Source organism: Pelagibacterium sp. (assembly GCF_965249125.1).
Taxonomy (GTDB): Bacteria; Pseudomonadota; Alphaproteobacteria; order Rhizobiales; family Devosiaceae; genus Pelagibacterium.
In genome coordinates, this window is record NZ_OZ252217.1 from 1,770,520 (window position 1) to 1,785,303 (window position 14,784).

The 14,784-nt window shown below is 59.7% G+C and carries 15 protein-coding genes and 3 tRNA genes; 9 read left to right on the plus strand and 9 right to left on the minus strand.

The window, feature by feature from the left end:
* Window positions 1-137: 137 nt before the first annotated feature.
* The 7 genes from ACP148_RS08695 to ACP148_RS08725 form a co-directional block, all read right to left on the minus strand.
* Window positions 138-1,274: a Gfo/Idh/MocA family protein gene (locus tag ACP148_RS08695; protein ID WP_421950527.1), complete on the minus strand. Its 1,137-nt coding sequence runs from the start codon at window positions 1,272-1,274 to the stop codon at window positions 138-140.
* Window positions 1,275-1,283: 9 nt separating this feature from the next.
* The gene (locus tag ACP148_RS08700; RefSeq protein WP_421950528.1) at window positions 1,284-2,030 is read right to left on the minus strand and encodes a sugar phosphate isomerase/epimerase family protein; all 747 of its coding nucleotides are present in this window, start codon (window positions 2,028-2,030) and stop codon (window positions 1,284-1,286) included.
* A 10-nt stretch (window positions 2,031-2,040) separates the two neighbouring features.
* Window positions 2,041-3,123, minus strand: coding sequence for an ABC transporter ATP-binding protein (locus ACP148_RS08705; protein WP_421950529.1), 1,083 nt, complete (start codon window positions 3,121-3,123; stop codon window positions 2,041-2,043).
* A gap of 5 nt (window positions 3,124-3,128) precedes the next feature.
* Window positions 3,129-4,073 carry a carbohydrate ABC transporter permease gene (locus ACP148_RS08710; RefSeq protein WP_421950530.1) on the minus strand — a complete coding sequence of 315 codons (945 nt, stop codon included), beginning with the start codon at window positions 4,071-4,073 and terminating at the stop codon, window positions 3,129-3,131.
* Entirely contained in the window at window positions 4,070-4,948 is an 879-nt protein-coding gene (locus ACP148_RS08715; RefSeq protein WP_421950895.1) for a carbohydrate ABC transporter permease, read from the minus strand. Before ACP148_RS08715 ends, ACP148_RS08710 begins: the two co-directional genes overlap by 4 nt.
* A gap of 128 nt (window positions 4,949-5,076) precedes the next feature.
* The gene (locus ACP148_RS08720) at window positions 5,077-6,318 is read right to left on the minus strand and encodes an ABC transporter substrate-binding protein (RefSeq protein WP_421950531.1); all 1,242 of its coding nucleotides are present in this window, start codon (window positions 6,316-6,318) and stop codon (window positions 5,077-5,079) included.
* Between the two features lie 326 nt (window positions 6,319-6,644).
* Window positions 6,645-7,937 carry a DEAD/DEAH box helicase gene (locus ACP148_RS08725; RefSeq protein WP_421950532.1) on the minus strand — a complete coding sequence of 431 codons (1,293 nt, stop codon included), beginning with the start codon at window positions 7,935-7,937 and terminating at the stop codon, window positions 6,645-6,647.
* A gap of 339 nt (window positions 7,938-8,276) precedes the next feature.
* On the opposite strand from ACP148_RS08725, the gene ACP148_RS08730 reads away from it, so the two are divergent.
* Window positions 8,277-8,353, plus strand: a tRNA-Arg gene (locus ACP148_RS08730).
* Between the two features lie 124 nt (window positions 8,354-8,477).
* A complete protein-coding gene (locus ACP148_RS08735; protein WP_421950533.1) occupies window positions 8,478-8,912 on the plus strand; it encodes a universal stress protein in 435 nt (144 codons plus the stop codon).
* Window positions 8,913-8,936: 24 nt separating this feature from the next.
* Here ACP148_RS08735 and ACP148_RS08740 read toward each other — a convergent pair whose 3' ends face one another.
* Entirely contained in the window at window positions 8,937-9,407 is a 471-nt protein-coding gene (locus ACP148_RS08740) for a DUF192 domain-containing protein (RefSeq protein ID WP_421950534.1), read from the minus strand.
* A 31-nt stretch (window positions 9,408-9,438) separates the two neighbouring features.
* Window positions 9,439-10,065 (minus strand): cold-shock protein, encoded by a 627-nt coding sequence (locus ACP148_RS08745; RefSeq protein WP_421950535.1) that lies wholly within the window; start codon window positions 10,063-10,065, stop codon window positions 9,439-9,441.
* Between the two features lie 231 nt (window positions 10,066-10,296).
* Between ACP148_RS08745 and ACP148_RS08750 the strand changes: the two genes are divergently transcribed.
* The 7 genes from ACP148_RS08750 (at window position 10,297) to ACP148_RS08780 (ending at window position 14,765) form a co-directional block, all read left to right on the plus strand.
* Entirely contained in the window at window positions 10,297-10,713 is a 417-nt protein-coding gene (locus tag ACP148_RS08750) for a VOC family protein (RefSeq protein ID WP_421950896.1), read from the plus strand.
* Between the two features lie 108 nt (window positions 10,714-10,821).
* Complete coding sequence (locus ACP148_RS08755; RefSeq protein WP_421950536.1) at window positions 10,822-11,286, plus strand: YcbK family protein; 465 nt, start codon at window positions 10,822-10,824, stop codon at window positions 11,284-11,286.
* Window positions 11,287-11,381: 95 nt separating this feature from the next.
* Window positions 11,382-11,457: transfer RNA gene (locus tag ACP148_RS08760), tRNA-Glu, on the plus strand.
* A gap of 131 nt (window positions 11,458-11,588) precedes the next feature.
* Window positions 11,589-11,663, plus strand: a tRNA-Glu gene (locus ACP148_RS08765).
* A 226-nt stretch (window positions 11,664-11,889) separates the two neighbouring features.
* Window positions 11,890-12,420, plus strand: a complete 531-nt coding sequence (locus tag ACP148_RS08770; protein WP_421950537.1) for a hypothetical protein — start codon at window positions 11,890-11,892, stop codon at window positions 12,418-12,420.
* Between the two features lie 133 nt (window positions 12,421-12,553).
* Window positions 12,554-13,945: a M20/M25/M40 family metallo-hydrolase gene (locus ACP148_RS08775; protein WP_421950538.1), complete on the plus strand. Its 1,392-nt coding sequence runs from the start codon at window positions 12,554-12,556 to the stop codon at window positions 13,943-13,945.
* A 67-nt stretch (window positions 13,946-14,012) separates the two neighbouring features.
* Window positions 14,013-14,765: an SDR family NAD(P)-dependent oxidoreductase gene (locus tag ACP148_RS08780; RefSeq protein WP_421950539.1), complete on the plus strand. Its 753-nt coding sequence runs from the start codon at window positions 14,013-14,015 to the stop codon at window positions 14,763-14,765.
* The last annotated feature ends 19 nt before the right edge of the window (window positions 14,766-14,784 follow it).

Below are 14,784 nucleotides of genomic sequence, written 5' to 3' on the forward strand. Positions count from 1 at the left end.
TTACACGATAGATGCCCTGCCGTGACAGTCAAGCGAGGCAGGGCAGCGCTCGTAACAAAAAATCGCGGCGCATGGTCCCCCAACCATGCGCCGCGACGGGAGGAGCCCGTATATTAGGTCTCCGCGGCTGTGTCCTGTCAGACCAGCAATGCCTGCGCCTCGACGGGCCCCAGGGCGTCGGGTCGCTCGCAAGTGGTGGTCAAGGTTATGGCCTCGCCGATTTCGCCGGATTTGAGGATCGAGGTCATGACATCGACTCCATGCAGGGTGGTTTCGAGCGAGCAGCGCGGTTTGCGGCCCGCATCGAGGGCCAGCATCATATCGGCCAGGCCCGCTGTGCGGTAATTGGCGAAGGGAGGGCCGTTCGGGCGTTCCCAATTGGCCACGCCCAGCGGATGTTTCCAGGGTTCAACCACTTCGCGCACGCCTTCGCGACGGGCCAGCGTCAGTTCGCCACCGAAGAAATTGGGATCGGGAACGTAGAGCGAGCCGTCGGTGCCGTAGATTTCCATATTGGAGTGCTGGTGCGCCTCAACGTCCCAGGACGCGCCGAGGGTGACGAGGGCGCCATTGTGGAATTCGAGCACGGCGTGAATGGTCGTCGGTGTTTCGACGGTGACATACTGACCCCGGCGCGGTTCGCTGGTGATTTCCCGGCGCTCACGGGGCGTGGAGGAAAACGCCGTCACCCTTTTGACCGGGCCGATCAGATTGATGAGATTGGCGACGTAGTAGGGTCCGATATCGAGAACCGGCCCGGCCCCGGGCTTGAAGAAGAAATCGGGATTGGGGTGCCAGTGTTCGAGCCCATAGCTCATGACGTGGCAGGTGCCTGAGGTGACCCTGCCGATGGCGCCTTCATCGATCAGGGCGCGGGCCTGTTGATGCGCACCGCCAAGGAAGGTATCGGGGGCGCAGCCGATCTGCTTTCCGGCTTGCTGGGCCGCCTTGCGCAAATCCTCGCCTTCCTCAAGCGTGAGAACCAGGGGCTTTTCGGAATAGGCGTGCTTGCCGGCCGAAACGATCTCTTTCGATATGGTGTAGTGGACGTCGGGAATCGTCAAATTGACGATCACGTCGAGTTCGGAATTGGCCATGAGTTGATCGGGGGTCTGGGCCGCCACTTTGAACTCGTCGGCCCGGGCCCTGGCCGCCTCGGGAACAATGTCTGCGACCGCCCTCACCTCGATACCCTTGAACAGGGGCGCCAGCTTGAGATAGGCCGATGAAATATTGCCGGCACCCAGAATGCCGACGCCGTATGTCTTGCTCATTTTATGGTCCTAGAGAGCCTTTGCCGTTGCGATGGAGCGGGAGGCAAAGCGTTCGAGATCGCTGGGATTGTCATGTTCCATGACGAAATATTTCGCTTTGGATTTGGCTTTGAGATCGGCGAAGAGGTCTTTCCACGGCACGGTGCCGTGGCCGAGATCGGCCCATCCGTCCTCGTCAGCGGCTTCGCCCTCGGGAGCGATGTCCTTTAGATGGACGGCCACGATCCGGTCGCCATATCTGTCGATCCAGCGTTTGGGGTCATCCTCGCCGCGCACCACCCAGGCGACGTCGATTTCCCAATCGAGCTCGGGCGCTTCGGTGAGCAGGATTTCCATTGGCGCGCGGCCCGTATCGGTCGGCCAGAACTCGAAATGGTGGTTGTGCCAGCCGAAACCGAAGCCCTGATCGCGATAGTATTTGGCCATTTCGGCAAGTTCACGCGCCAGCTCGGTCCACTTCTCGTCGGACTGCTTCCAGTATTCCTGGCCGATGAACGGGCAGAAAATGGTCTGTATGCCCAGCGTGCGGGCGATTTCGGTGGCGCCGGACCTGTCGCGCAACTGATCGAGACCGATATGGCCGGTGGGCATGGTCAGCCCGTTGGCATCGAGGTCCCGGCGCAGCCCTGCGGGGTCGGTATAGAGCGCGCCAAACCCTTCGACGCTGGCGTAGCCGAGACGCGAAAGCTGGGCGAACACGTCGCTGAACGGCGGGAAATTGCGCGCGCTGTAAAGCTGAAACGAAAAGTCAGTCACTGGAGACTCCCTAAATACGATCGCCGCTTTCGGCATTGAAGATAGACGCCCGCGCAGGATCGAAGCCAAGCCGTATCTTTTGTCCGACTTCGAGATTGAGTTCGCTGTCGGCGCGGAAGGTGAATTCATGCTTTCCGAGCTTGGCCCACGCTATGGTGTCGGACCCCATGGGCTCGACGATCTCGATTTCGGATTGGAAGTTGACGGGTTGGGTCGCGGCAGCTTCACCCACGATGACGTGTTCGGGGCGGACCCCGAGCACGGCCCTCGTTTCGAGCTGCTCGTTGCCCGGCTCAAAGCCATAGCCTTCCATATCGAGCGGAACGCCATCGGCATTGAACGCCCGGCCACGCAGGTCGCCCTTGATGAAGTTCATCGAGGGCGAGCCGATAAAGCCCGCCACAAACAGGTTGACGGGGCGGTTGTAGATGGCGTGCGGGGTGTCGAGTTGCTGGATAATCCCGTCGCGCATGATGGCGATGCGATCGGCCAGCGTCATGGCCTCGATCTGGTCGTGGGTGACGTAGATCATGGTGTTTTCGAGCCGCTGGTGCAGTCGCTTGATCTCGACGCGCAGATCGGAACGCAGCTTGGCGTCGAGATTGGAGAGCGGTTCGTCAAACAGGAAGACATCGACATCGCGCACCAGAGCCCGGCCGATAGCCACCCGCTGGCGCTGGCCACCGGAGAGATTTGCAGGCTTGCGCTCGAGAAGCGGCTCGATCTGCAGCATTTCGGCGGCGCGGGCGACGCGGCGTTCGATATCGTCCGTCTTATGGCCCGCAACCCGAAGGCCGAAGGTGAGGTTCTTTTTCACGCTCATCTGCGGGTAGAGCGCGTAGGACTGGAACACCATGCCGATGCCGCGATCCTTGGGCTCTTCCCAGGTCACGTTCTTGCCCGAGATGAAGATCTGCCCGCCGCTGACGTCGAGCAGGCCCGCAATGCAATTGAGCAGGGTTGATTTCCCACAGCCCGAGGGCCCGAGCAGAACGAGAAATTCGCCCTGCTCGATATCGAGATTCATGCGTTCGAGGACTTTCACGGCGCCGAAATTGAGGGAAAGATCCCTGATCGAAACGCTTTGCTGCATTGTACTCATCCTTTCACCGCGCCGGCGGCAACGCCCCGCACGAACAAGCGGCCGGAGACGAAATAGACGATCAGCGGCACAAGACCCGTAAGCATCGTGGCCGCCATGTTGACGTTGTACTCAGGGGTGCCCTGGGCCGAATTGACAATATTGTTGAGCTGCACCGTCATCGGATAATTCTGCGTGCCGGCGAAGACGACGCCGAACAGGAAATCGTTCCAGATGCCGGTCACCTGCAGGATCAGGGCGACCACGATGATCGGCAGCGACATGGGCAGCATGATCTCGAAAAATATGCGCCAGAACCCAGCCCCATCGACACGGGCCGCCTTGAACAATTCCACAGGAAGCGAGGCGAAATAGTTGCGGAACAGCAGGGTCAGGATGGGCATGCCGAACACTGTATGCACCAGGATGACAGCCGGGATCGTGCCGAAAATACCGAGGTCACGGGTTATCATGACGAGCGGATAAAGCATCACCTGATAGGGAATGAACGATCCGAAAATCAGGATGGCAAAGAAGATTTCCGAGCCCCTGAACTTCCAGTTGACCAGAGCATAGCCGTTGACCGCCGCAATGGAGGTCGAAACGATGACGCTTGGGATCAGGATCTTGACCGAGTTCCAAAACCCGGGGCTGAGCCCCTGGCAGGTCAGGCCCGTGCAGGCGCTGGTCCAGGCTTTCACCCACCCCTCAGCGGAAAATTCACGGGGCGGCGCGAAAATATTGCCGAAACGGATATCGGGCATGGTCTTGAACGAGGTCATGACCATGACGTAGAGCGGAAACAGATAGTAGAGGCACGCCACGAACAGGATCGAATACAGAACGATCCGCCGCGGAGTGAAAAAGGGCTTGGGACGCGGGCCGCGCGGTTCGGAAAGCGCAAGGTCCTTTTTTATTGCGTCGGTTGCAACCGTGCCGGAAATTGCTGCTGGGTTGCTCATGATTTTTTGCCCCCGCCGAATTCGAGATAAGCCCAGGGAATGATGATGATCATGACCGTCAGGAGCATCATGGTCGATGCCGCCAGCCCCTGCCCGATGTTTCCGGCAGTGAACATGTAGTCATAAACGTATTTCGCGGGGACTTCGGACGCGATGCCGGGGCCGCCCTTGGTGAGCGCGACGACCAGATCGTAAAGCCGAACGATGCCCGAACCGACGATCACGACGGCGGTAACCAAAACGCCACGCATCATGGGCAGAACGATGAAAAGGTAGGTTCTCCAGGTCGGGATGCCGTCGACCCGCGAGGCCTTCCAGATTTCCTCGTCAATGCCGCGCAGGCCCGCCAACATCAGCACCATGACGAAGCCGGTGCCCTGCCACAGGCCGGCGATCAGGAGCGCATAGATCACCATGTCGGACTGGGCGATCCAGTCGAAGCGGAAATTCTCCCAGCCCAGATTGCGCATGGTGCCCTGCAGGCCGAGCGTGGGGTTCATGATCCATTGCCAGACGAGGCCCGTCACGATGAACGAGAGGGCGAAGGGGTAGAGCATGATGGTGCGGAAGGCGCTCTCGAAGCGGATCTTCTGATCCATCAGGACCGCCAGCACGAAGCCGATGACCATGGTGAAGACCAGCGAGAAACAGCCGTAAATGAAAAGATTGCGGATGGAGATGTTCCATCGGGACGAGGCGAACAGCCGCTCGTACTGCTCGAACCCTACAAAAGTGTTGTTGGGCAGGAGGCGAGAGCCGGTAAAGGAGTACCAGATGGTCCACCCCGTACAGCCCACGAACACAACCAGGACAGTAAGAACCATCGGCGTTGCAGCGAATTTTGCGGCAAGATTGCGTGTGAACAGCTGTCTCACATAACGGGCAAAAGGGCTTGCGGGCTGCGCGCTGGCGCCGTGCGAAACCTGAGTCAAATCGATCCCTCCGATATGGGGGACGCGGGCGGCGAAGCCGACCGCGTCCGTATCATATTTCTTCGAGGCGCTTAGTCGGCGCTCTCGATGAGGGTAGCGTAACGCTCGATATAGTCATCGACGGTGATGGAGTCGTTGTCGATGAACTCCTTGGTCAGGTCATTGAGCTGCTGCTGGGTATCGCTGGTGAGCGTGGACTCACCGGTGGGCAGCAAGCCGTTGCCGAGCAGGCCAAGCGCTTTCTGCATGCAGGGATTGGCCGCTTCAAGATCGATGTCGGTCCGGATCGGCATCGAGCCTTTCTTGAGGTTGAAAGCCAGCTGGGCTTCGGGCGAAATCAGGATGCGTGCAAGCTGGGTTTGCGCTTCGAGAACCTCGGGATCGGTTCCTTCGGGCAAAAGCGGGAAGAAGAACGAGTCGCCGCCGCCGGAAAGCTGATCGTTAAGACCCAACCCCGGAATGCACTCATAGTTTTCACCGGGCACGCCGCCAGCAATCTGAAGATCGCCCTGGAGCCAGTCACCGTGGATGTTGCCCGCGGCCTCGCCGGCGAGGAGCTGATTGCCCACGTCACCAAATGTGGGGACCATCATGTCGGGAGAGATGACTGTCCGCAGTTGCTCGAGCGCCTCGGCAACCTTGCGGAATTCAGGACCGCGCACCGCGTCACCGCTCTTGTCGCGGTTTACGGCAAGGACGAGATCGGTACCGCCGATGCCGGCCAGGAGCACACCCGGCACGCCGTCGATCGGCCAGCCGGTCGCCAGACCGAAGGGCAGGATGCCCGCTTCCTCAAGCGCAGGCCAGCTTTCGACATACTCATTCCAGTTGGTGGGAACGGGCTGGCCGATTTCCTCGTAAGCCGCCGTCGAGAGCCACAGCCAGTCCCAGGAATGGATATTGATCGGGAAGCAATAGATGCGCCCCTCATAGGTGCAGGGCTCGAGCAGGGTTTCGTCGACATAGAAATCGCGAATGTTCATTTCTTCGGCGATATCGGTCAGATCGCGCATCAAGCCGGCCTGAATGAGCTCCTCGGCGTCGCGGCCCGTGTTCATCTGGGTTGCGCCCATCGGGTCACCGCCGATGATGCGGCTGATGATGACAGGGTTTGCGCCGGTGCCCGAGCCACCCAGAGCGCTGTCGACCCAGGTGTGACCGGTCTCTTCTTCGAAAATGCGTGCGAATTCGGCGATCGATGCCGCTTCACCGGCGGATGTCCACCAGTGTGTAACTTCCAGTTCGGCAGCCGAGACGGCTGTCGTCGACATAAGGGCGACCGCAATGGATGCGGCCACTGTGAACTTTTTCATCGGATAATCCTCCCAGGGTTTCCTCAAGGCGAAATCAATCGCCCCTCCTCCATCAACCGTACCGTGGCTCCTCAACGCACGGCCTCCGCGACACGGAGATGTAATCGATTACAATGGCATAGGCTGCGCTGACTGCAATCGATTACAGATATCTCATTCTATAATGTAATCGATGTCAAGAGGGCGTCATACCAAAGTCGCATATGTGGAAAATCGTTGTCGCGAGTGCTGTCGGGGGCGCCTTGGCTCCCGGCGCGCCGCAAGCAAGCAAAAAGGCAGCCGCCGGAGCGACTGCCTTTATTTGCTGGTCTTTGCGTTGGGGGCGCTTACGCGGCCTGGCGGGCCCGCCTGTTGCGCTGCTTGTTGCGGCTGCGCTGGGCGTTGGCCTTTGCGGGATCGAAGGGCTTGCCTGCGCCCTGCCCTTTTGACTGGGGCTTGCCGTTCCGTCCCTGCGTGCGCTTCTTGGCCGGAGCGGCCGAAGTCTTGCGCAACGGGCGCTCGCCGCCCGCCGTCGTGATCGACAGCCCGGTCAGCCGCTCGATATCGAGCAAGAGACCATATTCCTCGCCCGACACAAGGGCCACTGCCTCGCCCTCGGCGCCGGCGCGTGCGGTGCGGCCGATACGATGAACGTAGTTTTCGGCGACCTGGGGCAGCTCGTAATTATAGACGTGGCTGACGCCGGGAATGTCGATGCCGCGCGCGGCCACGTCGGTCGCCACAAGGACGCGGATTTCCCCGGCCCGGAACGATTTGAGCGTGCGGTCACGCTGCCCCTGGCTTTTGTTGCCGTGGATCGAGCCTGAAGCGAAACCGGAGGCGACCAGCGATTTGGATAGCTTTTCGGCGCCGTGCTTGGTGCGGGCAAATACGAGCGAGAGGGCATCCTTATCGGCAGCAAGCAATTGCTTGAGCAGCCCAAGCTTGCCGCCCGGCTCCACGAAATGGGCGCTCTGGGCTATCTTGTCTGCCGCCTTACCGGGCGTCGCCACCTGCACACGCACCGGATCGGTGAGGTAGGTCGCGGCAATCTCGTTCATCTGCTTGGGCATGGTGGCCGAAAACAGAAGCGTTTGACGCGGTTGGCCGACAAGGCGTGAAATATCGCGCAGAGCGTGGATGAAACCGAGATCAAGCATCTGGTCGGCTTCATCGAGCACGAGATGCTTTGCCGAATCGAGACGGATGGCCTGGCGCTTGACGAGATCGAGCAGCCGACCGGGAGTGGCAACAACGATGTCGCTGCCATGGGCCAATGCCTTGATCTGCGTTCCGATCGACATGCCGCCCACAACGGAGTTGACCTTGATGGGCGAACCCTTGGTGAAGGCGCGCAAATTGACGGCGATCTGATTCACAAGTTCGCGGGTGGGGGCGAGAATGAGTGCCTTGCAGGTCTTGGGATCGGGCTTGCCGGTTTTGGCCAGAAGCTGCTGGATGATCGGAAGGCCGAATGCGGCGGTCTTGCCGGTGCCTGTCTGGGCGAGGCCCATGATATCGCGGCCTTCCAGCACGAGCGGAATCGCGCGCTCCTGGATGGGTGTGGGGTCGGAAAAACCCAGCCCTGCGATGGCTTTAAGAAGGTGGTCGTCGAGGCCGAGGGCCTGAAACTGAGTCAAAATTATATCCTTTTTCCGGCAGCACCGGATGCGCGCCGGACAATATGCGGCTATATCGCGCCAACTTTTACAAGTTGCGCGTTTACCGTTGCGGTTGCAGATCCATCCAAACCCACGCGCCACATTGCGCACCGGGCGTTGGACCTGTCAGAACCCCGCGTGATCTGGGAACTTGGGAAAACATGCCGGTTCAAGAGGTCACCCGAAGCGGGGACGCGATGGCTGCTCACGCGGCAGCACCTAGCATGGCGCTCATATCGGCGTTTGGGCCCTTAAAGTCAAGCGCCTACAATATCGCAGGCTGACAAAGGGCACGATTTGAGCTAGACGGCAGCTTACGGTCCCGTAGCTCAGCTGGATAGAGCAGTAGCCTTCTAAGCTATTGGTCACAGGTTCGAATCCTGTCGGGATCGCCACTCGCTTTTCCTCGGCGCATGGGCACCATTACCGAAATCGTCTCGACCGACAGGCTCGATTGACCCACACAAGACGCAACGGATTGCGCCGGGTTACCGTTGTCTCAATCAAAGGAGACGCCACATGTACAAGCACATTCTGATCGCAACCGACGGCTCGGAGTTGTCCACCAAGGGACTCGACCAGGGACTGAAGCTGGCCAGGCAATTGGGCTCCAAGGTTACGGTCATTACCGTCACCGACATGTGGGCATCGGGCGCGCTGGCCGTTGCGGGCCCGGCCACCATCGCCGAATATGACGAGGCGATGCATGCAGCCGTGAAGGATATTCTGGAGGAAGCCGCCCGCTTTGCATCGGAAAGCGGCGTTAAATGTCAGACGCGGCATATTGCGAACCGCTACCCGGCCGACGCCATCGTGGAGACCTCGCAGGAGATGGGCGCGGACCTGATCGTCATGGCTTCCCACGGTCGCCGGGGGTTCCGCAAGATGCTGCTGGGCAGCCAGACCACGGAAGTGCTGACGGCAAGCACCGTTCCCGTGCTTGTCGTGCGCTGATCTCAGCCCGTCGGGCGGGGAAGCCTATTCCGTCGCCTGAATTTCCGCTTCGACCCGGGGATGTTCAAGGCGGGCGCCTGCTTCCAGGCCCAGCTCGGCCGAGCGGCCACCGGGAATTTCCAGCACAAAGCGGACCGGCTCACCTGACGGGATCGGGGTCGTGTCCATGGGAATGGCGTTTTCGTGGATGCGCACGATCTCTCCGTCCGCTTTGATAAACAGCATATCGAGCGGAATAAGCGTGTTCTGCATCCAGAAACTGGCCGGGCGCTCGTTGATAAAATCGAACAGCATGCCGGCGTCGGGTGCCAGTTCCTCGCGGAACATCAGCCCGCGCGAGGTTTCTTCGGGCGAATCGGCAATTTCCACCGTGAAGGTGAAGCTCTGATCGCCCGAATGGATGACCGCGATATCCTCATTGTCCTGCGCGAGTGCGGGAGCGAGGCTGGCAAGCAGCAGCAAGGCCGACACGATGACATTTCCGATAGCGCGCATGAATCTTGGAACCTGCCGGGAAAAAGCCGATCTAATGGGACGACGGAGCGTCGCCCCAACCATCGGGGCGAATTTCGGCAACCATAAGGCCCTTGGGACCGTCGCCATAACGGGCGAGCACAAACTGGCCGGGACGCAATTCGGTCAGCCCGAACTGGCGCAAGGTCTCCATGTGAATGAAAATATCGGGGTGCCCCTCCCCGGCGGACAAAAAGCCGAAGCCGCGCACCCTGTTGAACCATTTGACTTCGAGCCGTTCGAGCTTCGATGTCGGCTCGACATGCACATGCGTACGCGCCGCTGGCATCTGCGCGGGATGGCGCGCCGTCGATTCATCCATGGAGACGATTCGGAATGCCTGCAGGCCGCCCGGGCGATTGAGCGCCTCGACCACGATGCGGGCACCCTCATAGGCCGTCTGATAGCCGTCACGCCGAAGGCAGGTGACGTGAAGCAGCACATCGGCGCCACCCGTGTCTGGAACGATAAAGCCAAAGCCCTTGCCAGCATCAAACCACTTGATGGTCCCGACGACTTCTATGACGTCGAAATCGGTGGCCGGATTCTGGTGTTCCTGATCAGCCCCTTCGCGGTGAGCATCGTCTCGGCCCCCGCTCGTGGAGTCTGGCCCGGTGCCGGAAATGTTTTTCGCCCCCATGCGCAACGCCTTCCACACACGCCCCTGCAGAACCGCAGGTACTCATAACAATTGTCAGCAGTCTGGCCGATTCAAGACCAAAAGTTAAGGACCATTCATAAATTTGTTGACAGCAATTAACCAATGGGCCGTTCAAACCCGCGCTTGGCCAGCGGCGCGACCTTCTGCTAGCTTCGATCGCGCCCCGCGCTCAGGTGTCGGGGCATGACCATAAAAGAGCGGAGCCTTGCTTTGAAATATCTTCACACAATGGTGCGCGTTTCCAACATCGAAGAGAGCCTGCGCTTTTACGGCGAAGGGCTGGGCCTTGTTGAATCGCATCGCATCGAAAACGAAAAAGGGCGTTTCACGCTCATTTTCCTGCACGCCCCCAGCGACGAGAACGCCAAGGTCGAACTGACCTACAACTGGGACCCCGAAGAGTATTCGGGAGGACGCAATTTCGGGCATCTGGCCTATCGGGTGGAGAATATCTACGCACTCTGCCAGCATCTAGCCGACATGGGCTATACCATCCACCGTCCGCCGCGCGATGGCCACATGGCGTTCGTCAAATCGCCCGACGGGATCTCGGTCGAACTGCTCCAGGAGGGCAATCTCGAGGCGCAGGAGCCCTGGGCTTCGATGCCCAACACCGGAACGTGGTAAACGCGTAACGGAAAATTAACCACGCTGATTGACCGGCGGTTAGGCAACCGCCGGTATTTTTGTGTCCGTGGCCTGGGACTCTTTCACCCCGACACGGAAGTGGTTTTGATGCGTTTACTGTCCAGTCTGATCGTCATGGTGTTCCTGCTCGGCGCCTGCGCTCCGATGGCCATGTTCGCTTCGGGAAGCGGCGCCGGATATAACGGCCTGCGCTCCGACTGGGGAACCTATGTATCCAATTCCAACGTCAACGCATTCTGCCTTTCGCCAAAGCTGCGCCTGCTGATCTGGGATATCGAAGGGCATTTCGGCAAGAAGGTGGTGATGAACTCGGGCTACCGCACGCCATGGCACAATGCGTCGGTGGGCGGCGCAGACTCCTCTTTCCATACCAAATGCATGGCGGCCGATTTCTATATTCCCGGCATTCCCAAATCCCGCATCATCTCCTACGCGCGCAACAACGGACTGGTCGGCGGGCTTGGCTGCTACCCCGGGCAGAACTTCGTTCATGTGGACGTCCGCGACCGCCCGCGGGGCTATCGCGGCCCGGTCACATTCAGCGGTTGTTGAAATTGAAATAAAATCGAATTTGGGTATTGCGCAATCGCAAAGCCCCCCCTATACACCCGCTCACTGGCCGACGCGGTGATCCGCAGACGCCCGCCGCGCCCTTCGTCTAGCGGTCTAGGACGCCGCCCTTTCACGGCGGAAACACGGGTTCGAGTCCCGTAGGGCGCGCCATTTTCTTCTCGATGAAGATTTGGCCGTTTCCCGTTGCATCCGATGGCGCGCGACGCTATCTATGCGGGCGACAAACGGTCCCGAGGTTTTTTCCGCTTCTCGTTCATCGCGGAAATGTTTCGGTTTTCTAGGCGCCCTTCGTCTAGCGGTCAGGACGCCGCCCTCTCACGGCGGTAACACGGGTTCGATTCCCGTAGGGCGCGCCAATTTTTCCTGCTCACGCATTTTGCTGATCCTCCACGTTGACCCGCACCACATTGCGCCACCGCCAGTACTTGGTCTCAGCAATGGCGTGATCAATTGCTTTTGGGAGGTTAGGTCACGGTATTAGTTTCCAACATTTCACCTCCCCTACCAAATCCAATTGAAAGCAAACGGCAACGGACGTATCCTCTTAGCCACGCTTGGTTTTTTTTGGGGGGGGAAACAATAATGCGCCTCTTAATACTATCTGGATTATTTCTCGCGGCATCGTCGCTTGCGACCGCACAGGAGTTGCGGTTTGAGGCCGAGCTCTTGCCGGACGGTTCCCTTGATGTCCGACCAGTCTTGCCAACTGAATCAGATTCCAATGGCGCAGCGTCAAGTTGGCTCGCGGAGCCAATTGGCAATCAAGTTTACCTTTGGACAGATGCCGATGGAGCACTCAAGGGTATATTGGACTCACAGGGAGAAGCGGCCCAACTTCCTCTTCTGCCGGGCGATAGCATCGAGACATACGCAACCGCTGGCTTTAACCCCTTGGCTTTTTTCTTACCGAGCGATGACGAGATCCAGCAGATGATGGAGGAACTTGCCGACAAGCTCTTTGCAGCCGCAAAGTCGCGGGCGTGTGCCTTCGTTCCTCTGCCCGAAACCATTACCCCTTCTGTTTCCCTATCTTTGGGGGTGGGGTTTTCTGGAACAGCAACTCTCGAGGCAACATGGCGCTCTTCAGAGTTGTGCCCTTCGAGTGGCGGTTGACGAATCGCCTGCCATTTTTTTGGCGTTTCTGGAAGAGCGGAGCCGTTGCTGGGGTGCCAGCAAAATTTCTTTACTGGCCCGGGGCGGCTGATAAGGTCGTGTCACTTCCAAACGAATAACGGATAATCCCGCAATGACCGACGCCAATGCTCCGCTTGATGCCGTGCTTTCCCATGTCGATGCCAATATCGACCAGAGCCTGGAGCGGCTGTTCACACTTTTGCGGATTGCCTCGATTTCCACCGATCCCGCCTATGCCGGCGAATGCCTGAAGGCAGCTAAGTGGCTGACCAACGAACTTTCCGGGCTCGATTTCGATTCCGCGGTGCGCCCTACCCCCGGCCATCCGATGGTGGTGGGCCATCAGCGCAGCGATGCGGGACCGAGCGTGCTGTTTTACGGGCATTACGACGTTCAGCCGGTCGACCCGCTCGAGCTTTGGACCAGCGAGCCGTTCGAGCCGACAATCGGCGAGGAGAACGGGCGCAAGGTCATTCTGGCGCGGGGCGCCTCGGACGACAAGGGCCAGCTGATGACCTTTATCGAAGCCTGCCGGGCCTATAAGGCCGTGCGCGGGACGCTGCCGGTGGGTGTTACGGTGCTGCTCGAAGGCGAGGAGGAATCGGGATCACCCTCGCTTGACGGTTTCCTCAAGGAAAATGCCCAGGAACTCAAGGCCGACATCGCGCTGGTCTGCGACACTGACATGTGGGACGAGGAAACGCCCTCGATCATCACCATGCTGCGCGGGCTGATGGCCGACAATGTGGAAATCGAAGCCGCGAGCCGCGATTTGCATTCGGGCATGTATGGCAATGCCGCGCGCAATCCCAATCAGGTCCTGGCTGAAATCATCGCCTCGCTGCGCAATCCCGACGGGTCGGTTGCTGTCGAGGGCTTTTACGACGACGTGCCGGAGCTGCCCGCGGAAGTGGCCGAGCAGTGGAAGCGCCTGCCTTTCGACGCCAAGGGCTATCTCGGTGCTGTCGGGCTGTCGGAGCCGGCGGGCGAAAAGGACCGATCGGTGCTCGAACAGATCACCTCGCGACCGACCTGCGAAATCAACGGCATGTGGGGCGGCTATACGGGCGACGGGTTCAAGACGGTGATCCCGGCCAAGGCGGGCGCCAAGATATCGTTCCGGCTGGTGGGCAATCAGGACCCCCACAAGATCCGCAAGGCCTTCCGCGCGCATGTGGAGGCGCGGGTGCCGGCCGATTGCACAGTAACCTTCCATGAGCATGGCGCGAGCCCGGCATCGGTGGTGCCGTCCGACGGCGCGATGCTGCAAAAGGCGCTGGGAGCGCTGACCGACGAGTGGGGCCGTGAAGCGGCGATCGCCGGTTCTGGCGGCTCGATCCCCATCGTGGGCGATTTCAAGCGCAAGCTGGGCATGGATTCGCTTCTGATCGGCTATGCCCAGACCGACGATCGAATCCATTCGCCCAACGAAAAATACAATCTCGAGAGCTATCACAAGGGCATCCGCTCCTGGGTGCGGGTGCTCGACGCGCTGTCGAAATAACAACGCAACCTGATCCAGAACGAACCCGTTTCGTATTGACTATCAGATCAATCGAAAGGGTTGGCGGATGGTGAAGGTCGCATGGGTGCTTGGCGGCGGTTCGGGAATCGGCGCCGAGACGGTAAAACAGCTTTCCCAGCGCGGCTGGACCGTGGCCATTTCGGGGCGACGCGAACAGCCGCTCAATGCGCTCTCGGTCAGTCATGGCGCTCGCCCCTATCCGCTCGATGTAACGGATTTTGACGCGGTCAAGGAGACCGTTGCCCGCATCGTGGCGGATCTGGGCAAGATCGATCTCGTCATCTTCTCGGTGGCCGCCTGGGAGGTCACCAAGCCCGGCCGCTACGACTATGCGAGTTATGCCAAAATCATAGAAACCAACCTTTTGGGCGCCATGCGGGTTATCGACCCGGTGGTGGCCCAAATGCGCAGGCAGGGCGGTGGCGAAATCGCACTGGTGGCCTCGGTGGCCGGCTATTTCGGGTTGCCGCGCTCGGCGGCCTATTCCTCAGGGAAATCGGCAATGATCGCCCTGGCCGAGACAATGCGGACCGAACTTGCCACCGACAACATTTCGGTCCGGCTCATCTGCCCCGGTTTCGTCAAGACAGACCTTACGGCCAAGAACGATTTTCCCATGCCGTTCCTGATGGAAGCCGAAGATGCGGGCAAGCGGATAGTGGATGGTTTACTCAATTCGAAAAAGTTCGAAATTGCATTCCCCCTGCCCTTCGTCCTGATTTTAAAGACGATCAGGCTGCTGCCTTACCCGTTGTTCTTCGCCCTGATGTCGCGGCTGATTTCACAGCCGTCAAAATGAGAAAAGGCGGCGCGTGGCC